Consider the following 22,149-nt stretch of genomic DNA (forward strand, 5'->3'; position numbering starts at 1 on the left):
TTGATTTTATTTTAATTAGTAATAATCAAATCAATCATATCTTTTTCAAGACTTAAATTCATAATCGATTGATATCTAATATTTTCTACACCACAATATTAGAAAAAAGTTTTTTACAAAACAAGCGAACGTTCGCTAAATATTAAAAATAATTTTTTGGCGATTATTTTTCAAATGACTATATTTGATACATGGATATCGAAAAAGACTATATAAAGCTGATCTTTGGACTAAAACTCAAGCAGGTCAGAACGCAAAAAAATCTTTCTCTTTTTGGCTTAGCCAAATTGACTAATCTTTCAAAATCGTACTTAAACGAGATTGAAAAAGGAAAAAAATATCCAAAAACAGATAAAATTTTGCTTCTATGCGAACATTTGGACGTTAGTTACGACCAAATGGTATCCTTAAAACTCGATAATAACCTCGCACCGATTGGAGAAATTCTGAAGTCAGGTATTTTAAAAGAGATTCCGTTAGAACTTTTTGGGATTCAGGAAGCGGATTTAATTGATATTATTGCCAATGCGCCAGCTAAGGTCAATGCGTTTATTAGTACGATTATCGAAATCGCGCAGCATTATAATTTAAGTCGTGAAAGTTTCTTTTTGGCTGCTTTACGATCGTACCAAGAAGCACACAATAATTATTTTGAAGATCTGGAAGACAAAGTCATTTCTTTTTCGAAATCATTTCAAATCAATTTAGATTCTAAAGTAAGTATCGAAGAATTAGAAGCCATATTAAAAGAAGAGTATGAATATAAAATAAAAGAAATCATATTTTCTGAACAGGAAGCCTTGGGAGATTTACGTTCTATTTATGTTCCTAAAAGCAAGACTTTATTACTTTCTACAGAATTAGACCATCCGCAGAAAGCCTTTATTTTAGCCAAGGAAATTGCTTATAATTATTTGAAAATTTCAGATCGCTTACTGACTTTTAGCTGGATTAAGTTCGAAAATTTCGATCAGGTTCTCCACAATTTTTATGCGTCGTATTTTGCGGGAGCTTTGCTATTACCAAGACAATTAGTTGCGGATAAAATCAATGATTTTTTAAATAACGAAAAACCAAATCCCGAAGAATTTGTGGCGCTAATCGAGAGTTTTGAAGTTTCGCCCGAATCTTTCTATCAGAGATTGACGAATTTATTGCCAAAGGATTTTCATCTTAAAAACTTGTTCTTTTTAAGAATGTCGCATAAAATTGGTTCTGATAAATATCAAATCAAAAAAGAATTACATATTACCAATCAGCAGGAACCTCACGCCAACGAAACCGATGAACATTATTGCAGAAGATGGGTTTCGGTAAAAACGATCGATGAAGCTATTAAACAAAATAAACCTCATTTTTTTGATGCTCAAATTTCAAGCTATGTGCATAGCGGGAATGAATATTTGGTTTTTTCATCAGCAACAAAAGATCCTTTTATTGATCATAATATACGCAGTATTTCTGTTGGAATCCTGATTACTCCGGCAATGAAAAAGAAATTCAAATTCATCGAAGGAAAACCTTTGGTGAAAAGAATCGTTGGTGTTACATGTGAAACCTGCGATGTAAAAGATTGTTTCGAAAGAGCTGCACCGCCAATCGCATTGGAGAAGAAAAAGCGTCATGAGAATACAGATGCGGTGGTTCAGCAGTTTATAAATCAATATAGCTAAAACATTATGAAATATTTGACTTTAATAATAACGCTGTTTTTTATTACTCCAAACCAGCAAACAGATAAACTTACTGGCAGTTATAATTATTTAATAGAGGAGAACAATTTCTACATTCAAAAGGATAAAATTACTTTTAACGATAGTGTTTTTGTGTTTGATAACAAGTATTTGCCAAAAGGAAAAATCTTATATGGAAATGCCATACTATTGGACAATTTCATCAATACAGATTTAATTATAAGTATTTCAAAAGATCAAATCAAAAAAGACACTATTCTATTTTACATGCATGATAAACAAAGTTCAGCTGCGAATTACCTTGATGAAGTAGTTGGAAAAGGGAAATTAATTAAAATTAAATAGTTCGATTTTAATGATCTCGCAATCCTGATAATTATCGGAAGCGAAGTCGCAAAGTTTTATTGTTATTTTGAACTCAACCACAATCTTGTCATCTCGACGGAGGAGAGATCGCACTAGAAACTCCGATCCAATAATAGTCAATCTTTGTCGATTATGATTGCGCAGAATGGATTGAAATCCATCCCTACAATATAATTCGTTCCTCCGGAACTTTTATGCAGATTAGAAATATACATTTCTTCTGAAAATGAAGCTTCTCGTTTAGCCTCGATAGAAGCAAAAATCCTTTTGTGCCGGCGTTCGGCACAAAAGATTACTTCGTCAGTTCGCTATCTCGAGTGTAACGGATAGCGGGACTTCAGGTCTTTTGAAACTAAAATTTCTGCTCCTGCAAAAAACTTAGAATCTTAGCATCTCAAAACCTCATAATCTTAGAAAAATCTTTTCTTAATCTAGGTTAAGTGCCTTTCATTGACCTTGGCTGTATCTTTGTACTATAAAAATAACAAAACACATATCATCATGGAAAATATAGTATTACACAAAGCAGAAACAAGAGGAAATGCAAATCACGGATGGCTAAATGCTTATCACAGTTTTAGTTTTGCAAGCTGGTACAACCCGGATAGAATTCAGTTTGGAGCTCTTCGTGTTTTGAACGATGACACAATTGCCGGCGGAATGGGTTTTGGAACTCACCCTCACGATAATATGGAAATCATTACGATTCCGCTTGAGGGAGATTTAGCTCACAAAGACAGTATGGGAAATACTGAAATCATCAAAAACGGTGATATTCAGGTAATGAGTGCCGGAACTGGTGTTCAGCATAGTGAGTTTAACCCCAATGCAGATCAGCAGACTAAATTATTACAAATCTGGTTGTTTCCGAACAAAAGAAATGTAGAACCACGTTACCAGCAAATCACTCTGGATGTTGCTGACAGACACAATAAATTAGCACAAATTTTATCTCCAAATACTGATGATGACGGAGTTTGGATTCATCAGGATGCCTGGTTTAATATGGGTAATTTTGACTCAGGTGTATCTACTGAATACAAAATCAAAAAGGAAGGAAACGGAGTTTACGCTTTTGTTTTGAAAGGAAACGTTACCATCAACGGTCAGGAATTAAACACTCGTGATGCTATTGGAATTTCAGGAACTGACACTTTAAACATACAAGCAAATACTGATGCTGAATTTTTATTGATGGATATTCCTATGAACTATTAATTCAAAGATTACAATTAATACTTTTTCTCGAGAAGTGGTAATAAATATGATCATCAGATTATTATCACTTCTTTTTTTAATAATTACTGAGCGAAATTTTGCCACAGATTAAAATGATTTTTTTATGCTGAATTAATAATCTGTGAAAATCCTTTAATCTATAAAAAAAATAAAATCAAAAATCAACTCCTTTTCATTTCTTAATCTAGGTTAAGTGTGATTCGAGTACTACGGACGTAACTTTGTCCTATCAAAATGAAATTAATTATTTAAAAATAAAAATTATGGCAACTACAAAATGGTCAATTGACCCAACACATTCAGAAATTGGTTTTAAAGTTAAACACATGATGTTTACAAATGTTTCAGGAAAATTTGGAACATACGACGCTACAATTACTACAGATGGAGATAACTTCGAAAATGCAGCTATTGAATTTTCTGCTGATATCGCTTCGATCGATACTGCAAATGCAGACAGAGACGGGCATTTAAGAAGCGGTGACTTTTTTGATGTAGAAAATCACCCAAAATTAACTTTCAAAGCTTCATCTTTCAAAAAAATCAATGCAGGAAGCTATGAAATTACTGGAGATTTAAACATTAAAGGGGTTTCTAAAAGCGTAACTTTTCCTGTAGAATATAGCGGAATCCTGACTGATCCTTGGGGAAATACAAAAGTAGGTTTAAGCATAGAAGGAAAAATAAATCGTAAAGACTGGGGTCTAAACTGGAACTCTGCTCTTGAAACTGGTGGTGTCTTAGTTGGAGAAGAAGTTCGTTTGAACATTGAATTACAATTTACAAAACAAGCTTAATCCAACAATAATAGAATTTAATTTGATTGGTTTAAAATCCTGTACTTTTTTTAGGAAGTGCAGGATTTTTGTTTTTTTTTAGCCACGAATTCACGAATTATTTTTTCCAAACTTTATGCATAAAAAATTCGTGAATTCGTGGCTAATAAAACTCAACGTATTGCATTTCGAAATTCTGTTGGTGACATTCCGGTTTGTTTTTTGAAGAATCGGGAGAAATAGGAGTAATCTTCGTAACCTACTTTAAACGCAACTTCGTTTACAGCTAATTGTTTATCGATTAGCATTCTTTTTATTTCTAAAACTACACGATCTGTAATAACTTCTGTGGCTGTTTTTTGTAGAATTTCATTGCAGATTCGATTTAAATGTTTTAACGTGATATTTAATTTTTCGGCATAAAAAGAGGGCAGTTTTTCTTCTCTGAAATATTGTTCTAAAAGTATTTCAAACTTATCGATTTTAACATTATACGAATGCGCTTGATGTGAATAGGTTTCGTTGTATTTGCGGGCAATTTCGATATGAATGCAGTCTAATAGATTCAGCATTTTATCGAGTTGATATTTGTTTTCATTATTGTTTTCCTGAATTAATAAATCAAAATATGGGAGGATTTTCGGAATTTCCTTTTCTTCAAAAACCATTTCCGGCCTATTGTGAATCGAATGATAAAAGTTATACTCGTTGATGTTTTTTTGTCCGAAATACAGATTATACAATTCTTGCGAAAAAATAATCACAAAACCCTCAATATCTTCAGACAAACTCCAGTGATGCATTTGTCCGGGCTGCAACACAAATAAGCTTCCTTTTTTGATTTCGAATTGATCAAAATCGACTTCATGCTGTCCTGAACCTTTGGTAAAAAAAACCATTAAATACGAATCGTGACGATGTGGTTCTTCGACAAAACTGTGACTTTTTAGATGTTCGGTAAAAGTATTCACATAAAAATCACGGCGAATATCATTACAGCTAAAATTCTGAACACTATAAACAGGATATCTTTTCATACGCAACTTAATTTTAGATTCTAGACTTTAGATTTTGGGATTTGGAATTTCAATCAAAATGTCTTTATTGTGCTATAAGTAGCGAAGATATAAAAAAGACTTTTAATAGATTACAAATTACCTTTGTATAAATAAAAAACAACAAGATCATGTCAAGTGCATTAACTCATATTTTAAGCAACGAATGTCCTATTTGTCATAAAGGAAAAGTATTTAAAGACAAAAGTATTTTTTTGACTTTCGGGCTTCCAAAAATGAACGAATACTGCAGTCATTGCAATTATAAGTTCCAGAAAGAACCTGGTTATTTCTTTGGCGCCATGTACGTAAACTACGGATTAACAGTCGCTCAGGGAATCGCTACGTATTGTATTGCACAGTTTTTCTTCGAGAAAAATTTTGATTTAAGAATCATTCCCATTATTGCAGTGGTTATAACCTTACTTACTTCTTTCAATCTTAGATTTTCAAGATTAGCATGGATTTACATGTTTAAGGATTATACGAAATAAAAAAGTACTATTTTTGCCTTTCAATTGAAACTAATTTTCAATTTAAAAAAAATCAATCTTAAATTAGACAAATGAAAGCATACGTATTTCCGGGTCAGGGCGCACAGTTTACAGGAATGGGCAAAGACTTATATGAAACATCGGCTTTAGCCAAAGAATTATTCGAAAAAGCCAATGAAATTCTTGGTTTTAGAATTACAGATATCATGTTCGAAGGTACTGCCGAAGAACTAAAAGAGACTAAAGTAACTCAACCGGCTGTTTTTTTACACTCGGTTATTTTAGCGAAGACTTTAGGTGAAGATTTTAAACCAGAAATGGTTGCAGGACATTCTTTAGGAGAATTCTCAGCATTGGTTGCCAACGGAACTTTATCTTTTGAAGATGGTCTTAAATTAGTTTCACAACGTGCTCTTGCGATGCAAAAAGCCTGCGAAATTACTCCATCTACAATGGCTGCTGTTTTAGGTTTAGCCGATAATATTGTAGAGGAAGTTTGCGCTTCTATCGACGGAATTGTGGTTGCAGCCAACTACAACTGCCCTGGACAATTAGTTATTTCAGGAGAAACTACTGCAGTAGAAAAAGCTTGCGAGGCGATGAAAGCTGCCGGAGCAAAACGTGCTTTGATTTTACCTGTTGGAGGAGCTTTTCACTCACCAATGATGGAACCAGCAAGAGAAGAATTAGCTGCGGCAATTGAAGCAACTACATTCTCTAATCCTATTTGCCCGGTATACCAAAACGTAACGGCAAGTGCAGTATCTGACGCAAACGAAATCAAAAAGAACTTAATTATACAATTAACTGCTCCTGTAAAATGGACTCAATCTGTTCAACAAATGATCGCTGATGGCGCTACTTTGTTTACTGAAGTTGGCCCAGGAAAAGTATTGGCAGGTTTGATTAATAAAATCGACAAAGAAGCGGTTACTGCGAATGCTTAAATTTTAGCATTCAGTCGCAGTGACAGTTTTCAGTTATTAACGATATAAATAAAAATCCTCATGAACAGATTGTTTTTGAGGATTTTGCTTTTTACTTTATTCTTGAAATTTATTCTTCCAAGGATAAGCTTTTATTCTTTTAGATATTTCGTCCTTAAATTCTTCAGGAGTTAAACCTTTTGCAAATTCAGCATCAAAATCATCTACCCAACATTCCCTAATTCCTCTTTTCGACTCAGCTTTCGCTTCTTCTAGTGTCAATCCCTTTGCAAACTCCGCATCAAAATTAAAAGTAATCATGTTATCTGCTTTTTTCATACCGACAACTAACTCGGTTTAACCTTACAAAATTGCAAAATAAATCAACCCAAAATAAAAAATCCCAAATAATCTAAATTTAGTATTTGGGATTTTTATTTACTAATGTTAGACACACTGCTGTGCGTCTCTATTGTAACTGCGACTGAAAACTAATTAAGAGCGAACTTTTTGTTCCCATTTCCATGCACTTGCCATGGCTTCGTCTAAGCTTAATTGTGCTTTCCAGCCTAAAACATTGTTTGCTTTATCTGTATTGGCATACGCTTCGGTGATATCACCTTCACGACGCGGTTTAATTGTGTATGGTAATTTTTTATCGCTTACTTTTTCAAAACTATGAATTACTTCCAGAACCGAGCTTCCTTTTCCGGTTCCTAAATTGAAGGTTTCTACTTTTTGCAAATTCTTTTTATTGAATAAACGCTGTAATGCAATAACGTGTGCTTTTGCTAAATCTACTACGTGAATATAATCACGAACAGCTGTTCCGTCCGGAGTTGGGTAATCATCTCCAAAAACGGACAATTCTTTACGTAATCCTACTCCGGTTTGCGTAATAAAAGGCACTAAATTTTGAGGAACTCCTAATGGTAATTCTCCAATTTCAGTACTTGAATGCGCTCCAACCGGGTTAAAATAACGTAATAAGATTGCGCTAATATTAGTTACTTTAGCAGTATCTGTAATAATTTCTTCTCCTATTTGCTTGGTATTTCCATAAGGAGACATTGCCGCTTGTACTGGAGCATCTTCTGTAATTGGCATTTTTTCGGCTTGACCGTAAACTGTACAAGAAGAACTGAAAATAAAACTTGCCTCGGGTTTTTGCTGTAACTCCTGCAGCAAATAAACTAACGAAGCAATATTGTTTTCATAATATAATAAAGGCTGTTCTACACTTTCTCCCACCGCTTTTGAAGCGGCAAAATGAATTACTCCGGTAACATCATTGTGTTTTTTAAAAAAATCCTGAACCGATGCTTTTTCTCTTAAATCTAACTTTTCGAATAAAGGCGTTTTTCCTGTAATGGCTGTAATCCCTTTTAAAACATCTTCTGAAGAGTTCGAAAGATTATCAATTATCACTACTTCAAAGCCTTCATTCTGCAATTCGACTACGGTGTGAGAACCAATAAATCCTAATCCTCCTGTTACTAATACTTTCATTTTGTGGTTGTTTTTTTATTATGTAGTTAATTTGTAAGCCTGTCTGGCAATCAAAATCCAGTTATTTTTTTGCTTTTGCCAAACAAGCATTATTCCTATTTTAATATCCCTGTCGATTCCGTCATCTTTGGTATGAGCAGACAAAACATGTCGCACTATCGCTACATCATTCTGAATCGATATGGTTTGGTTTTGAAACTCTATAGTAACGAAATCAGATTTTCCGCTCGCTATTCCTTCTATAAATTCTACCTGGTTTTGAAAATTACCGTTCGAATGAACATACGTTAATTTATCAGAGGTTAGTGCTTTTAATTTCGCTCCATCAGCATCGATCATTGCTTTTCGCAAAATTTCAACCTGATTAATAATACTGGTTTCATCCTTCGTATTCGACTTTTGAGCAAAAGCAGAAAAAGAAACCAAAACCATCAAAATTAAAACACGTAAACTTCTCATAATTACTTATTCAAAAATTCTAAAACAGAATCTGTAATAAATTTAATTTGCTCATCATCCAATTCTGTATGCATTGGCAAAGCAATAACTTCTTGCACCAATTGATTGGTAACCGGAAATTGCTCTTCTTTATAACGAGGATCAACATACGCTTTTTGAGAATGCAACGGAATTGGGTAATAAATAGCACATGGAATTTGCTTATCCTGCAAATGCTGTAATAAAGCATTTCTGTCTGCATCGATAATTCTCAATACATATTGATGAAAAACGTGATCATTTTCCTTTGCATCAAATTCCGGTGTAATGATATGTGCATTTCCGGCAAAAGCCGCATTGTACTTTGTAGCAGCCAAACGACGTGCTGCATTATATTCGTCTAATAAAGGCAATTTCGCATTTAAAACTCCAGCCTGAATGCTGTCTAATCGTGAATTCACCCCCACAACATCATGATGGTAACGCTCGTACATTCCGTGATTTACAATTCCGCGGATAATATGTGCCAATTTATCATCATTTGTGAAGATTGCTCCTCCATCTCCATAACAGCCTAAGTTTTTAGATGGGAAGAATGACGTTGCCGCAACGTGACCAATTACTCCTACTTTACTTTTTGTTCCTGATTTCGAAATATAATCAGCTCCAATTGCTTGTGCATTATCTTCAATTACATATAAGTTATGCTCAGCTGCAATTTCCATAATCGCATCCATATTGGCCGCGCGTCCAAATAAATGTACCGGAACAATTGCTTTAGTTTTTGGCGTGATTGCTTTTTTAATTGCTTCGATATCAATGTTCATATTAGTGATATCAACATCAACCAAAACCGGAGTTAATTGCAACAAAGCAATAACCTCAACTGTAGCTGCAAAAGTAAAATCGGCAGTAATTACCTCATCACCTGGTTTTAAATCTAATCCCATCATGGCAATCTGCAAAGCATCTGTACCGTTTGCACACGGAATTACGTGTTTTGCTCCCAAATAATCCTCAAGATTTTTTTGGAACTGATGCACTAAAGGTCCGTTTATATAAGTATTTGTATCTAAAACTTCCTGAATAGAAGCATCAACGGTAGTTTTTATTTTTTCGTATTGACTTTTTAAGTCAACCATTTGAATTTTTTTCATTTTCAATATATTTTTAAAATTAAAGACCTGTTTTGTAATCAGAATCTCTAAAAGGAGGAACAAAAATAGTTATTTAATACCTTCAAACCAATGAAAATAATCGAAAGAAGCGTAATTTAGCCACAAAAATAATCAGATGCTTTTTCTATATAATTTAGTTATTTCTATTGCGGGGTTTTTTCTGAAAATTGTAGCGCTTTTTAGTCCGAAAATTAAACTTTTTGTAGCCGGTAGGAAAAATGTTTTTTCTATTTTACAAGAAAAAATAAAACCCTCAGATAAAACGATTTGGTTTCATTCGGCATCATTGGGTGAATACGAACAAGGTTTACCGGTAATCGAAAAAATCAAAGAAAAATACCCTGATCATAAAATCATTGTTACTTTTTTCTCTCCTTCAGGTTATGAAGTGCGTAAAAATAACACAGTTGCCGATATAACTGTTTACCTTCCGTTAGATACCAGAAACAATGCGAAGAAATTTTTGAAATTAGTGCACCCGGAATTAGCATTTTTTATTAAATACGAATTTTGGCTTAACTACCTAAAAGAACTTGAAACAAGCAAAACGCCTACTTATTTAATTTCGGGAATTTTCAGAGACAATCAGATGTTCTTTAAATGGTATGGCGGTTTTTACCGCAAAGCACTAAAGGCATTCACCCATTTTTTTGTTCAGAATGAAAGTTCTAAAGAAAAAATTGAAGCGATAGGATTTCATAATGTTATTGTTTCCGGCGATACGCGTTTTGATCGTGTCAATGCTATTTTAGAAAGAGACAATACGCTTGATTTTATCGAAAATTTCAAAAACAATTCACCGACCATAGTAACAGGAAGCTCCTGGCCAAAAGATGAAGCTCTATTAGCAGAATATATTAATCAGGCGCCGGGCCATGTAAAATTTATTATTGCTCCTCATAACATTAAAGCAGATCAAATAGCGAGTTTAAAAAGTCAAATCACAAAATCGACTGTATTATTTTCAGAAAAGAAAGACCTTGACTTATCGGGCTACAATGTCTTTATTATAGATACAATAGGTTTATTGACCAAAATTTACAGCTACGGAACGATAGCTTACGTTGGCGGAGGTTTTGGAAATCCGGGAATTCATAATATTCTTGAACCCGCAACATTTGGAATCCCGATTGTAATTGGCCCAAATTACTCCAATTTTGCAGAAGCAATTCAATTAGTTGCACTTGAAGGATGTATGGTAATTTCTAACAGTAATGAGCTAAAAGAAAATCTGGATCGTTTGCTTAATGATAATCTTTTCTTTGAAGAAAAAAGCAACATTTGCAGATCGTATATTCAGAATAATACAGGAGCAACAAATACCATTATGAATATCGTTTCTTAAGCGATTTATTCAAACAATATGAGATTTACTGTCGTTATTATTTATAAAAGAGCTTAAATAAGCTCTTTTTCGCTTTTTTAGCTTATCAAATAATGAATCAAAAACAAAATAAACCGCAAGGAAGAGAATAGAAACAGCCAATTCTCTTATTGAATATTCAACGAAAAATAATTTATTCAAAAAATACAACAATATAACATAATTTTAGCATTGTGGCATATTATTTGATAACTAAGATAATCGTGAGCAATGAAAATATTTTAAAAAAAAAATAAAAAAATATTTTACATATTAAAAAATTTATATCTTTGCCACGAATTAATAATTAACCTTTTATAATAAAGTAAGATGAAAAAAGTATTTTTAAGTTTAGCTGTTGTTGCTGTTTTAACTGTTGTTTCTTGTAAAAAAGCTGACGCTGCAGCTACTGAGTCTGTAGATTCTACTGCTGTTGCTGTTGATTCTGCTGCTGCTGTAGTTGATTCTGCTGCTGCAACTGTTGATTCTGCTGCTGCTAAAGTTGATTCTGCTGCTGCTAAAGTAGAAGAAGTAAAAAAATAATTAGAACCTAGTTTCTAAAAATTTTAAAACCATCCTTGAGATGGTTTTTTTTATGCTCAAAAACTAATTTAAAATTCCAATAATTTTAAATTAGCTTTTCTAATAACACAAATCCCAAATTCCAATAACACTAAATGTCTTTTGGAATTTGGGATTTTTTTTTCAAAACTTTTTTAGACAAAACCAAATAAGCAGCCTAACTATTGGAATTTAGAATTTAAAACACCGGAATTTCATTTTAATCTTCAACCTCTTCCCCAACCTCTTCAACTTCCTCATCTTCAAAAATCGATTCGCTTGAAGAAAAGTCCAAAACTTCAGATCTTGCACCGTAAGTAACAATTTCTTTTATTCCTTTCTGCAAAAGCAATTCAGTAGTATATTTACGACTTGTCGCAAAGTGAACCTCACCCAACATCAACTTAAAGAAATACTTCCCTCCAGAGCCTTTAAATTTCAAAAACCTGGCCTGATCTATATTCGCCTTAAACTTTTCAATATCCTCCTCACCTTCAAATTTCAATTCATAACTCAAACTCGTAAATATCACTTTACCTTTTCTCGAAGTAAACACAAATTTATATTCATCGTTGAACCTTTTGCTAATTACGAAAGCACCCATTTATTTTTTTAGATTTTAGATTGTTGATTTTTAGTCCCGATAGCTATCAGGATAGACTCTTAGATTCTATAAAACAAATTTACTTCGTAAATTTGTTTTATACTGCATGAGTTTACACAATAAAAAAAGCCTCTTCAAAAGAAGAGGCTTTAGTACTCAGAGCGGGACTTGAACCCGCACGAACATTGCTGTTCACTGGATTTTAAGTCCAGCGTGTCTACCAATTTCACCATCCGAGCATTATATGGCATTGAGCGAAAAACGGGGCTCGAACCCGCGACCTCGACCTTGGCAAGGTCGCGCTCTACCAACTGAGCTATTTTCGCATTTCAAATTCTTGTAAGAACTACAATACTTGATTTGTTCTGTATTGCGAGTGCAAATTTAGGACATTTATTCAATTACACAAGCGTTTTTTGAAAAAATATTACGCTTATTTTATAACTTTCTGATAACCTAAACTTTAAATCTGAAATTATTTTTTAACCAACATTCTTTTAATCTCATTAAGCTTCATCAACGCTTCTACTGGTGTTATCGCATTTATATCAAGACTCATGATCTCTTCTTTTATTTCTTCCAACAATGGATCATCCAGATTAAAGAAACTCATTTGCATTTCGTCACCAGCTTCTTTAATTCCGTTTAACGCCTCGTTTGAATGATTCTTTTCTAATTTTTTCAACAGCTTCTGCGCTTTCAAAATTACGATTTGAGGCATTCCCGCCATTTTAGCAACGTGAATTCCAAAACTGTGGGCACTTCCTCCTTTTACAAGTTTTCTGATAAAAAGAACGGTATCTTTTAATTCTTTTACCGCAACATTATAATTCTGAATTCTCGGTAACGATTCCGTCATTTCATTCAGCTCGTGATAATGCGTTGCAAACAATGTTTTAGGCTTCCCCGGATGCTCGTGCAAAAACTCAGCAATAGCCCAGGCAATCGAGATTCCGTCATAGGTACTGGTTCCTCTACCAATTTCATCTAAAAGAACCAAACTACGATCTGAGATATTATTCAAAATAGAAGCCGTTTCATTCATCTCAACCATAAAAGTAGATTCTCCCATCGAAATATTATCCGACGCTCCTACTCTGGTAAAGATTTTATCTACAATTCCCATTCTCACGCTATCAGCCGGAACAAAACTTCCCATTTGAGCCAATAACACAATTAAAGCGGTTTGCCTTAAAATAGCCGACTTACCCGACATGTTGGGTCCGGTAATCATTATAATTTGTTGCGTTTCTCTATCTAAATAAACATCGTTGGCAATATAAGGCGTTCCTACCGGCAATTGTTTTTCGATAACCGGGTGTCTACCGTTTTTGATTTCGAGTTCGAATGTCTCATCAATTTCAGGACAAACGTATTTATTCTCTACAGCCAATTGCGTAAACGAGCACAAACAGTCTAATTGCGCCACCAAATTAGCATTCATTTGAACAGGCCTGATGTAAGTCGCAATCCATGCTACTAATTGCTCAAAAAGCTCCGATTCGATTTTATGAATTTTCTCTTCGGCGCCTAGAATCTTTGTTTCGTATTCTTTTAATTCCTCAGTAATATAACGTTCGGCATTTACAAGAGTTTGTTTACGAATCCACTCTGTCGGCACTTTATCCTTATGCGTATTTCTAACTTCAATATAATATCCAAAAACGTTATTGAAAGATATTTTTAAAGATGAAATCCCTGTTCTCTCTGACTCTCTTTTTTCGATTCCTTCCAGATATTCTTTTCCGGAAGTTGAAATATCACGTAAATCATCTAATTCCTCACTAATACCTCTTGCAATTGCGTTTCCTTTTGCAATAGCAACAGGCGCATCCTGATTCAAAGTCGTTTTGATTTTTTCCCTCAATAAATCACAGGCATGTAAACTATCCCCTATAACTTTCACGGCTTCCTGCGGACTTGCCAACGCCAAAGTTTTTATTGGAATAATAGCATCCAAAGATTCTTTTAAATAAACAATTTCTCTCGGTGAAACTTTCCCCGCAGCGATTTTAGAAATCAAACGCTCTAAATCTGAAATTTGCTTAATTTGATATTGAATATTATACAGAACTTCAGAATTTGATTTCAGATACGAAACCACATCGTGACGTCCTTTTATTTTATTACTATCTTTTAACGGTAAAGCCAGCCAGCGCTTCAGCAAACGTCCTCCCATTGGCGAAAGCGTTCTGTCGATAACATCTAAAAGCGTTACTGCATTTGGATTATAGCTATGATATAATTCTAAGTTTCTAATAGTAAAACGATCCATCCATACGTAAGCATCTTCTGCAATACGCTGAATAGCGGTGATATGCTGTACACGATTATGTTGCGTCTCGGACAAATAATATAAAATGGCTCCGGAAGCGATAATTCCTTCTTTTAATTCTTCGATTCCAAAACCTTTCAATGAAACGGTCTGAAAATGTTTGGTCAGGGTTTCTAAAGCATAATCTTCTTTATAAATCCAGTCTTCCAGGTAAAAAGTATGAAAATCTTCCCCGAAAGAAGCTTTAAAATCTCCTTTATTATTCTTTGGAACCAGAATTTCACTTGGGTTAAAATTCTGCAATAATTTATCTATATATTCTGCATTTCCCTGAGCTGTTAAAAACTCTCCGGTTGAAACATCCAGAAAAGAAACCCCTATATTTTTATTAGCAAAATAAACTGATGCTAAAAAGTTATTTGTTTTTGATTGTAAAACCTCATCATTTAAAGAAACCCCGGGAGTTACCAGTTCAGTAACGCCACGTTTCACGATAGTTTTGGTCATTTTTGGATCTTCAAGCTGATCACAAATCGCTACACGAAGTCCGGCCTTAACCAATTTTGGCAAATAGGTATTAATAGAATGATGCGGAAAACCAGCCAAAGCTGTTTCGGTTTCAGATCCCGCACCTCTTTTGGTCAGGGTAATTCCAAGGATTTTTGACGCTCTAATAGCGTCTTCCCCAAAGGTTTCGTAAAAATCACCCACTCTAAAAAGCAGACATGCATCAGGATATTTTCTCTTGATTTCGTTGTACTGTTTCATTAAGGGTGTTTCTTTCACCACTTTCTCTTTCGCTGCCAAATTATTGTGTTTTAAATGAAAAATTAAGACAGCGAATTTATAATATTTTAAAGGAATATCGAAGTGGATCAAAAATTAAAATATTTTAAGATATTTTTATATTAACATATTAGATTTTTCTATAGATTTGTTCATAATTAAAACAAAGATTCTAAAGATGAAAAAAATAATTTTATTCGCTATGTTAGCTGTAGTTGGAATTACTGCTTCTAACGCTCAAGCTAAAAAAACAACAGCTAAAGCTGCTAAGGTTGCTAAAGTTGAAGGAGCTGGAATGGCTTTCGAAACAGAAACTATTGACTACGGAACTATCGCTCACAATGCTGATGGAAAACGTGAATTTGTTTTTGTAAACAACGGAACAAAACCATTAATCATTACAAACACACAAGGATCTTGTGGTTGTACTGTACCAACAACTCCAAAAGAGCCAATCGCTCCAGGTGCTAAAGGTATTATTGGTGTAAAATACGCTACTGACAGAGTTGGTGCTTTTACAAAAACGGTTACTGTAACTTCTAATGCTGAAGGACAACCAACAAAAGTACTTACTATTAAAGGTACTGTTTTACCAGATCCGGTTAAAAGCTAATCTGAAAAACAAAATAAAATAAATCGAAAAAGCTTCCTTATCTTTGGAAGCTTTTTTTATGACCTGAATACAACACCAATGAGAAAACTCGAAAATAGCGAACTGGACAGAAAATCGATCGAAGATTTTAAAAAATCAGACAAAACTCCTCTTATAATAGTGTTAGACGACATCCGTAGTCTACATAATATTGGCTCTGTATTTAGAACTTCTGATGCTTTTTTGGTAGAAAAAATAATCTTGTGCGGCATTACAGCAACTCCTCCTAATAAAGAAATTCATAAAACAGCTCTTGGCGCTACTGAAACTGTAGCCTGGGAACATCACGAAAACGTATTGGAAGTTATTGAAAATCTTAAAAAGGAAAACGTAATAACAATGGCTATTGAACAAGTCGAAAGTTCGGTTTTTCTTCAGGATTTTAAAGTAGAGAAAAATCAAAAATATGCTCTTGTTTTTGGCAATGAGGTTTATGGCGTTGCTCAGGAAGCAGTTGCCATTTGCGATGGCTGTATCGAAATTCCTCAACTAGGAACTAAACACTCCTTAAATATTGCAGTAAGTGCCGGAATTGTGGTTTGGGATTTGTTTCAAAAATTAAACTGGCCAAATACGATTTAAAAGCAGAATTTACTTTCATAAAATGTTATTTTTCCAGAGGATTTAAGCTTTAAATGTTAGAAATTTAAATATATTTTTTTGTTATTATAAAATTGATACTTTTATAAAATGAAAAGTATCAATTTCTTAAAAATAATCATAATATTTTTTGTTTTAAGTTTTAAACAGTCTTATTCAATTGGAAAAATTAGATCTTTAAACAGCAATCTAATTACACTCTCAAATGATACCCTTAAATCAAACAAAAAAAAGAATTCAAATTTAAGTCTTGCGATCATTCCTCCGACAATCAAAGCTACCGGGGATCAATTGTATTGCCCACAAAGCACTATAAATGTTGTTACCAGTATTTTAATTACCCATGACCCATTAGAAACAGGAACTGAAGCCGGATATGTTCAAATCTCTTCTGGTTATTCCAGTGGTTTAGATCAATTAACACTTTCAAACCCTGCATCACATCCTTCAATCACCACGAGTTGGGATGTTACTGCCGGAAAATTAAAAATAGCAAGCGCAACAGGCGGCAATGTTTTATATGCTGATTTAGAAGCTGCTATCAAAGATGTTGTATTCTCTAATTCTTCGGTTACCGTTTCCGGAACCAAAACTTTTTCTATCACAATTGGCAATGCCAATTACCTTCCATCTACTCAACATTATTATTTATTTATTCCCAGCATCGGCATTTCCTGGACAGCGGCAAAAGCTGCTGCCGAAGCCAGTGATTATTACGGATTAAAAGGTTATCTCGCGACTATTTTATCTGCTGAGGAAGCTAAATTAATTGGAGAACAAGCTTCAGGGACAGGGTGGATTGGTGGAAGCGATGCTGAAACTGAAGGCATCTGGAAATGGGTTACAGGACCTGAAGCCGGAACAATTTTCTGGAATGGAACAGCAAACGGCTCAACCCCAAATTTTGCTTTTTGGAATAATGGTGAACCAAATAATCAGGGAAATGAAGATTATGCCCATATTACTCAACCCGGAGTTGGGACAAAAGGATCATGGAATGACTTATCCAATACCGGAGATACAAGCGGTAATTATCAGCCAAAAGGCTATGTTGTAGAATATGGCGGCATGCCCGGTGAGTTGACTCTAGAAATTGCTGCGAGTACCAAAATTACAATTCCCTTCGCAACACCTGCCACAAATCCTGATCCTGTGTGTAATTCCGGAAGTTTTACATTCAACGCTACGGCAACAACTGGTTCAACTATTAACTGGTACGATGCTGCCGTTGGAGGAAATTTATTAGCGACTGGAAGCAGCTACACTACTCCAACTCTAACTACCACAACAACTTATTACGTTGATGCCGGTTGCGAATCGAACAGAAAATCGGTTGTGGCAACTGTAAATATTACGCCTTCAACACCGGTTGCAGCATCTTCAACAGTTTATAATTGCGGATCAGGCAATGTAACTATCGAAGCTAATTCAAATATTGGTACTATCAATTGGTTTACATCTTCTACCGGAGGAACTAGTATTTATACAGGAAATAATTTTACAACGCCAGTCATTTCGAACAATATTACTTATTATGCACAGGCTTCAAATGGCACTTGCATTAATACAGATCGTACACCTGTAAACATTGTAATTTATACTCCTCCCGCTGTTACTGATGAAACTGTAATTTTATGTCAATATCAAAAGGTTAATCTTGATGCAGGAATCGCCGGAATGACTTATAAATGGAGCACTGGCGAAACCGCACAAATAATCACCGTTTCGACAAGCGGCACATACACGGTTGATGTTACAAGTCCAGCTCCTGAAAATTGCACGAGTAGAAAAACAATCACCGTTGATGAACATCTAATTCCAGTAATTGCGCGAGTTACTGTCAATGGCACAAAAGCGGTTATTTACCTTACCAAAGAAGCTGATTATTATGAATATTCAGTTGATGGATTACAATTTCAGGATTCTAATATATTCTATGATGTCCCTGCAGGATTAAGAACCGCTTTTGTTCAGGAAAAAAATGGTTGTGGTGGCAATACTTTAAATTTTGTTGTTCTTGTTTTTCCGGAATTTTTCACTCCAAATAATGATTCCTTTAATGATGTATGGGAAGTTGCCGGAATGGAAAATTATCCTCAGGCAGAAATAACTATTTTTGATCGGTATGGAAAACTTATAGCACAATTAAAAGGCTCTCAAATGACTTGGGACGGAACCTTCAATAAAACGCCTCTACCCGCTTCTGATTATTGGTATGCCCTAAAAATTGACAATACCCATCCTGTTTTTAAAGGTCATTTTTCATTAAAGAGATAATTTTTTAATGAGATAATTTGTCAATTAGATAATGAGATAATTGAAAGTCCAAGAATTATCTAATTGGCACATTCTCTAATTTTCTAATTAACTTAATTTGTCAATTAAATAATCAGATACATTGAAAGTTCCAAGAATTATCTAATTGACACATTCTCTAATTATCTAATTAGCACATTCCCTCATTGTCACATTAACTCAATTTTTTCTGAATTTCATCTAAAATAAAAAGATAGTCTTCGTGTTTTTTTACAAAATCACGCTCAGAAACATCTATAATCAGAACATTGAGATCTTTTTGGGATTTAATATAATCCAGATAACCATTATTGATTTTATCCAGATATTCTGCCTCAATATTCTGTTCGTATGTTCTTCCTCGTTTCTTGATATTCTGAAGCAAACGCTCTGAATTCTGATATAGATAAACGTACAAATCAGGTTTTGGCATTTCTTTGTAAATAATATCAAATAAGTTTCGATACAAACGATATTCGTCTTCGGCCAGAGTAATTTTGGCAAAAATCAATGATTTAAAAATATGATAATCGGCTACGATAAAATCTTTAAACAAATCAAACTGCGCCAAATCATCTGATAATTGCTGATAACGGTCTGCGAGAAAAGACATTTCCAGCGGAAAAGCATATCTGTTCTGATCTTTATAAAATTTAGGTAAAAAAGGATTGTCCGCAAAACGCTCTAGAACTGTTTTGGCATTAAAATCTTCGGCAATTTTTTGAACCAAAGTAGTTTTTCCCGCTCCAATATTTCCTTCAAAAGCAATATAATTAAAGGTTTCTAACGCAATTTTGCGTAAAGGATTTTTTAAATCCTGAACTACTGTACAAACACTATCGTCTGGTGAAATGGCAATTAACTCTGAAACGGTTTTTTGAAAAACAGGATGTTTCCAGTCTAATTTTAAATCCTGAACCGGCAACAAAACAAAATTCCTGTTTTGCATTAATGGATGTGGAATTTTCAATTTTTCAGAATCAATAATTTCGTCATCAAAAGAAATTAAATCAATATCGATAATTCGGGATTGATATCCTTCCTGATTTGATCTGATTCGTCCTAAATGTTTTTCGACTTTTAAAACCTGATTTAGTATTTTTTGTGCAGATGAAGTAGTATGCAAAACCAAAGCACAATTATAAAAAGCATCGCTTTTAAAACCCCAGGCAGGAGTTTCGTATAGTTTTGAAACCCTGATTACAGTTCCTACTTCCTGATGTATCAAATCGATACAACCCTCGATGTTTGCTAACCTGTTCCCCTGATTACTCCCTATAGATAAAACGACTTGATGCTGTGACTTCATAATAAATGCAAATTAACTAAAACTATTTTAGAATTACCCATAATATTTAATTCCAGAATCAGAAGTTACCAACTGTTTCTGATTTTTTATTTCTTATAACTTTCTAAAAAAAATCAGATATCTTTCAAAATACCCTATCTTTAATTTAGATATTTAAAAATGTAAAAAGTACAACTATTTGATCAAATCGTATATCCTAAATAATTTGTTTTTAGAGTACATTTGTAACAAACCAGCCTTTTTCGCTACTTATTAAAAAAAATATACTTATGAAGTTTTTAGGAAATGTAATTGCCACAGTTATTGGTATTTTCGTATTTATTATGTTCTTCTTTTTTGGAATAATTCTTATCGGAGCTATTTTTGGAGGAGATGATACTGTTTCTGTCAAAAGTGATTCTGTTATAGAATTAAATTTAAAACAAATTCAAAACGATTATGCCGGAAAATATAAAGATCCGTGGGTAACTGTTTTCTCTGATAAAAAAGGAGTTGGTTTAACCGATGTTATCAATGCCATCGAAGCCGCAAAAACTGATGACAACATCAAGGGAATTTCAATTTTAAATGATGAATCATCCTTAGGATTAGCACAATATAAAGATTTGAGAAACGCTCTTGAAAGTTTCAAAAAATCAGGAAAATTTGTGTGGGCTTATGCCAATACCTATTCTCAAAAAGAATATTATTTAAACTCTGTTGCCAATAGGGTTTATATTAATCCTGCAGGTGATCTAGATTTTAAAGGACTTTCCTCTGAGGTAATGTTCTTTAAAGATTTTCAGGATAAATCAGGGATTCACATGGAAGTGATTCGTCACGGAAAATACAAAAGCGCTGTTGAACCATTTTTAGAAAATAAAATGAGTGATGCCAACAGAGAACAAGTTACGGCACTTTTAAATTCAATCTGGACAACAGTTTCTACTGATATTGCAAAAAGCAGAAACATTCCGCTTGATAAATTGAACGAAATCGCAAACGGTTTATTGGCCAGAACGCCCGAAATGGCAAAAGCGCAACATTTGGTAGATATTGTGGCGTATGAAGATGTGTACCACAATGCAATTAAAAAAGCCCTTAAAGTAACCGGTGATGATGATTATAACAAAATCTCGATTTTAGATTATACTCAAAATAACGTTACCACGGCTTTAACCAACACAGCAACTGATCAAATTGCAATTATTTACGCTCAGGGCGAAATACAAAGCGGTGAAGGAGATGTTACCGTGATTGGTGAAGGTTCTATGCGTCGTTCGCTACAAGAAGCCCGTAAAAATGAAGATGTAAAAGCAATCGTGCTTAGAATTGACAGCCCTGGAGGAAGCGCTTTGACTTCTGACCTAATCTGGAGAGAAATTGAAATTACCAAAAAAGTAAAACCTGTTGTAGTTTCTATGGGTAATTATGCGGCTTCAGGAGGATATTATATCGCTTGTAATGCCAATACTATTTTTGCCGAAAGCAATACAATTACGGGTTCTATTGGTGTTTTTGGCATCTTACCTAACTTTAGTCCATTAGCCAATAAATTAGGAATTAATACTGAGCAGGTAAAAACGCATGAAAACTCGGCTAATTATAGTCCGTTTGTGCCTGTTGACGAAAAATTTAAAGCTTTTACCTTAGAAGGTGTTGAACACATTTACAACACTTTTGTAACACATGTTGCCGAAGGCCGAAAAATGACTTTTGCACAAGTTGATGCTATTGCACAAGGAAGAGTGTGGTCAGGATCTGAGGCTTTAAAAATTGGTTTGGTGGATAAAATTGGCGGATTAAATGATGCTATTGCCGAAGCTGCAAGAATTGCCAAGGTAAAATCATACAGCACACAAAACTATCCTGAATACGAGAAAACTTTCAACGATATCCTTTCTGGTTTGCCTTTTGCACAATCGAAAGAAGCATTTATAAAAGAAGAAATTGGTGAAGAGAATTACATGCTTATCGAGCAGGTAAAAAGACTTCAGAAACAAAAAGGAGTTCAGGCAATGCTTCCTTTTGGATTAAATATTAAATAATT

Annotated in this window: 20 protein-coding genes and 2 tRNA genes; 12 read left to right on the plus strand and 10 right to left on the minus strand. The window is 34.1% G+C overall.

Annotated features, from left to right (window positions below; all coding sequences use genetic code 11):
- The first annotated feature begins 191 nt into the window (after window positions 1-191).
- From GIY83_RS16165 to GIY83_RS16180, 4 genes are all read left to right on the plus strand, one after another.
- Entirely contained in the window at window positions 192-1,673 is a 1,482-nt protein-coding gene (locus GIY83_RS16165; protein ID WP_194618110.1) for a helix-turn-helix domain-containing protein, read from the plus strand.
- Window positions 1,674-1,679: 6 nt separating this feature from the next.
- Window positions 1,680-2,039 (plus strand): hypothetical protein, encoded by a 360-nt coding sequence (locus GIY83_RS16170; protein WP_194618109.1) that lies wholly within the window; start codon window positions 1,680-1,682, stop codon window positions 2,037-2,039.
- 522 nt (window positions 2,040-2,561) lie between these two features.
- A complete protein-coding gene (locus GIY83_RS16175; RefSeq protein WP_194618108.1) occupies window positions 2,562-3,278 on the plus strand; it encodes a pirin family protein in 717 nt (238 codons plus the stop codon).
- A 284-nt stretch (window positions 3,279-3,562) separates the two neighbouring features.
- The gene (locus GIY83_RS16180) at window positions 3,563-4,096 is read left to right on the plus strand and encodes a YceI family protein (RefSeq protein ID WP_194618107.1); all 534 of its coding nucleotides are present in this window, start codon (window positions 3,563-3,565) and stop codon (window positions 4,094-4,096) included.
- 152 nt (window positions 4,097-4,248) lie between these two features.
- On the opposite strand, the gene GIY83_RS16185 is transcribed toward GIY83_RS16180, so the two are convergent.
- Entirely contained in the window at window positions 4,249-5,112 is an 864-nt protein-coding gene (locus tag GIY83_RS16185) for a helix-turn-helix domain-containing protein (RefSeq protein WP_194618106.1), read from the minus strand.
- Window positions 5,113-5,261: 149 nt separating this feature from the next.
- Between GIY83_RS16185 and GIY83_RS16190 the strand changes: the two genes are divergently transcribed.
- On the plus strand, window positions 5,262-5,624 hold the full coding sequence (locus GIY83_RS16190) for a DUF983 domain-containing protein (protein ID WP_194618105.1): 363 nt from the start codon (window positions 5,262-5,264) through the stop codon (window positions 5,622-5,624).
- A 71-nt stretch (window positions 5,625-5,695) separates the two neighbouring features.
- Window positions 5,696-6,571 (plus strand): ACP S-malonyltransferase, encoded by an 876-nt coding sequence (fabD, locus tag GIY83_RS16195; protein WP_194618104.1) that lies wholly within the window; start codon window positions 5,696-5,698, stop codon window positions 6,569-6,571.
- A 96-nt stretch (window positions 6,572-6,667) separates the two neighbouring features.
- Here fabD and GIY83_RS16200 read toward each other — a convergent pair whose 3' ends face one another.
- From GIY83_RS16200 to GIY83_RS16215, 4 genes are all read right to left on the minus strand, one after another.
- Window positions 6,668-6,889 (minus strand): hypothetical protein, encoded by a 222-nt coding sequence (locus GIY83_RS16200; protein WP_194618103.1) that lies wholly within the window; start codon window positions 6,887-6,889, stop codon window positions 6,668-6,670.
- 156 nt (window positions 6,890-7,045) lie between these two features.
- Window positions 7,046-8,059, minus strand: a complete 1,014-nt coding sequence (gene galE, locus GIY83_RS16205) for a UDP-glucose 4-epimerase GalE (protein ID WP_194618102.1) — start codon at window positions 8,057-8,059, stop codon at window positions 7,046-7,048.
- An 18-nt stretch (window positions 8,060-8,077) separates the two neighbouring features.
- Entirely contained in the window at window positions 8,078-8,518 is a 441-nt protein-coding gene (locus tag GIY83_RS16210; RefSeq protein ID WP_208682496.1) for a nuclear transport factor 2 family protein, read from the minus strand.
- Between the two features lie 2 nt (window positions 8,519-8,520).
- Window positions 8,521-9,654 carry a DegT/DnrJ/EryC1/StrS aminotransferase family protein gene (locus GIY83_RS16215; protein WP_194618100.1) on the minus strand — a complete coding sequence of 378 codons (1,134 nt, stop codon included), beginning with the start codon at window positions 9,652-9,654 and terminating at the stop codon, window positions 8,521-8,523.
- Between the two features lie 136 nt (window positions 9,655-9,790).
- On the opposite strand from GIY83_RS16215, the gene GIY83_RS16220 reads away from it, so the two are divergent.
- Window positions 9,791-11,020, plus strand: coding sequence for a 3-deoxy-D-manno-octulosonic acid transferase (locus GIY83_RS16220; protein WP_208682498.1), 1,230 nt, complete (start codon window positions 9,791-9,793; stop codon window positions 11,018-11,020).
- A 348-nt stretch (window positions 11,021-11,368) separates the two neighbouring features.
- Window positions 11,369-11,581, plus strand: coding sequence for a hypothetical protein (locus GIY83_RS16225; RefSeq protein ID WP_055095081.1), 213 nt, complete (start codon window positions 11,369-11,371; stop codon window positions 11,579-11,581).
- A 238-nt stretch (window positions 11,582-11,819) separates the two neighbouring features.
- Here the strand turns inward: GIY83_RS16225 and GIY83_RS16230 are convergent, their stop codons facing one another.
- The 4 genes from GIY83_RS16230 to mutS all read right to left on the minus strand — a co-directional run bounded on the left by GIY83_RS16230 (window position 11,820) and on the right by mutS (window position 15,285).
- Complete coding sequence (locus tag GIY83_RS16230) at window positions 11,820-12,203, minus strand: DUF1508 domain-containing protein (protein WP_194618098.1); 384 nt, start codon at window positions 12,201-12,203, stop codon at window positions 11,820-11,822.
- Window positions 12,204-12,356: 153 nt separating this feature from the next.
- Window positions 12,357-12,442, minus strand: a tRNA-Leu gene (locus GIY83_RS16235).
- A 14-nt stretch (window positions 12,443-12,456) separates the two neighbouring features.
- Window positions 12,457-12,529, minus strand: a tRNA-Gly gene (locus GIY83_RS16240).
- Between the two features lie 149 nt (window positions 12,530-12,678).
- Complete coding sequence (gene mutS, locus GIY83_RS16245) at window positions 12,679-15,285, minus strand: DNA mismatch repair protein MutS (RefSeq protein WP_208682500.1); 2,607 nt, start codon at window positions 15,283-15,285, stop codon at window positions 12,679-12,681.
- Window positions 15,286-15,442: 157 nt separating this feature from the next.
- Here mutS and GIY83_RS16250 point away from each other — a divergent pair, with 157 nt between their 5' ends.
- The 3 genes from GIY83_RS16250 (at window position 15,443) to GIY83_RS16260 (ending at window position 18,793) form a co-directional block, all read left to right on the plus strand.
- Entirely contained in the window at window positions 15,443-15,877 is a 435-nt protein-coding gene (locus tag GIY83_RS16250; protein WP_055095086.1) for a DUF1573 domain-containing protein, read from the plus strand.
- Window positions 15,878-15,955: 78 nt separating this feature from the next.
- A complete protein-coding gene (locus GIY83_RS16255; RefSeq protein WP_194618096.1) occupies window positions 15,956-16,498 on the plus strand; it encodes an RNA methyltransferase in 543 nt (180 codons plus the stop codon).
- A gap of 108 nt (window positions 16,499-16,606) precedes the next feature.
- Window positions 16,607-18,793 (plus strand): T9SS type B sorting domain-containing protein, encoded by a 2,187-nt coding sequence (locus GIY83_RS16260; RefSeq protein WP_208682502.1) that lies wholly within the window; start codon window positions 16,607-16,609, stop codon window positions 18,791-18,793.
- A gap of 193 nt (window positions 18,794-18,986) precedes the next feature.
- Here GIY83_RS16260 and folK read toward each other — a convergent pair whose 3' ends face one another.
- Window positions 18,987-20,120 carry a 2-amino-4-hydroxy-6-hydroxymethyldihydropteridine diphosphokinase gene (gene folK, locus GIY83_RS16265; protein WP_208682504.1) on the minus strand — a complete coding sequence of 378 codons (1,134 nt, stop codon included), beginning with the start codon at window positions 20,118-20,120 and terminating at the stop codon, window positions 18,987-18,989.
- 269 nt (window positions 20,121-20,389) lie between these two features.
- On the opposite strand from folK, the gene sppA reads away from it, so the two are divergent.
- The gene (sppA, locus tag GIY83_RS16270) at window positions 20,390-22,147 is read left to right on the plus strand and encodes a signal peptide peptidase SppA (protein WP_208682506.1); all 1,758 of its coding nucleotides are present in this window, start codon (window positions 20,390-20,392) and stop codon (window positions 22,145-22,147) included.
- Window positions 22,148-22,149 lie beyond the last annotated feature (2 nt).

Source organism: Flavobacterium sp. SLB02 (assembly GCF_009664855.1).
In the GTDB taxonomy this organism is placed as follows: Bacteria; Bacteroidota; Bacteroidia; order Flavobacteriales; family Flavobacteriaceae; genus Flavobacterium.

Bases quoted from the DNA above. Each gene is read 5' to 3' on its own strand.
- GIY83_RS16215 (WP_194618100.1), bottom strand. From the start codon at position 9,654: ATGAAAAAAATTCAAATGGTTGACTTAAAAAGTCAATACGAAAAAATA.
- GIY83_RS16165 (WP_194618110.1), top strand. From the start codon at position 192: ATGGATATCGAAAAAGACTATATAAAGCTGATCTTTGGACTAAAACTC.
- GIY83_RS16255 (WP_194618096.1), top strand. From the start codon at position 15,956: ATGAGAAAACTCGAAAATAGCGAACTGGACAGAAAATCGATCGAAGAT.
- GIY83_RS16260 (WP_208682502.1), top strand. From the start codon at position 16,607: ATGAAAAGTATCAATTTCTTAAAAATAATCATAATATTTTTTGTTTTA.
- galE (WP_194618102.1), bottom strand. From the start codon at position 8,059: ATGAAAGTATTAGTAACAGGAGGATTAGGATTTATTGGTTCTCACACC.
- sppA (WP_208682506.1), top strand. From the start codon at position 20,390: ATGAAGTTTTTAGGAAATGTAATTGCCACAGTTATTGGTATTTTCGTA.
- GIY83_RS16175 (WP_194618108.1), top strand. From the start codon at position 2,562: ATGGAAAATATAGTATTACACAAAGCAGAAACAAGAGGAAATGCAAAT.
- fabD (WP_194618104.1), top strand. From the start codon at position 5,696: ATGAAAGCATACGTATTTCCGGGTCAGGGCGCACAGTTTACAGGAATG.
- GIY83_RS16250 (WP_055095086.1), top strand. From the start codon at position 15,443: ATGAAAAAAATAATTTTATTCGCTATGTTAGCTGTAGTTGGAATTACT.
- GIY83_RS16230 (WP_194618098.1), bottom strand. From the start codon at position 12,203: ATGGGTGCTTTCGTAATTAGCAAAAGGTTCAACGATGAATATAAATTT.
- GIY83_RS16180 (WP_194618107.1), top strand. From the start codon at position 3,563: ATGGCAACTACAAAATGGTCAATTGACCCAACACATTCAGAAATTGGT.
- GIY83_RS16200 (WP_194618103.1), bottom strand. From the start codon at position 6,889: ATGAAAAAAGCAGATAACATGATTACTTTTAATTTTGATGCGGAGTTT.
- folK (WP_208682504.1), bottom strand. From the start codon at position 20,120: ATGAAGTCACAGCATCAAGTCGTTTTATCTATAGGGAGTAATCAGGGG.
- GIY83_RS16185 (WP_194618106.1), bottom strand. From the start codon at position 5,112: ATGAAAAGATATCCTGTTTATAGTGTTCAGAATTTTAGCTGTAATGAT.
- GIY83_RS16190 (WP_194618105.1), top strand. From the start codon at position 5,262: ATGTCAAGTGCATTAACTCATATTTTAAGCAACGAATGTCCTATTTGT.
- GIY83_RS16225 (WP_055095081.1), top strand. From the start codon at position 11,369: ATGAAAAAAGTATTTTTAAGTTTAGCTGTTGTTGCTGTTTTAACTGTT.
- GIY83_RS16220 (WP_208682498.1), top strand. From the start codon at position 9,791: ATGCTTTTTCTATATAATTTAGTTATTTCTATTGCGGGGTTTTTTCTG.
- GIY83_RS16170 (WP_194618109.1), top strand. From the start codon at position 1,680: ATGAAATATTTGACTTTAATAATAACGCTGTTTTTTATTACTCCAAAC.
- GIY83_RS16210 (WP_208682496.1), bottom strand. From the start codon at position 8,518: ATGAGAAGTTTACGTGTTTTAATTTTGATGGTTTTGGTTTCTTTTTCT.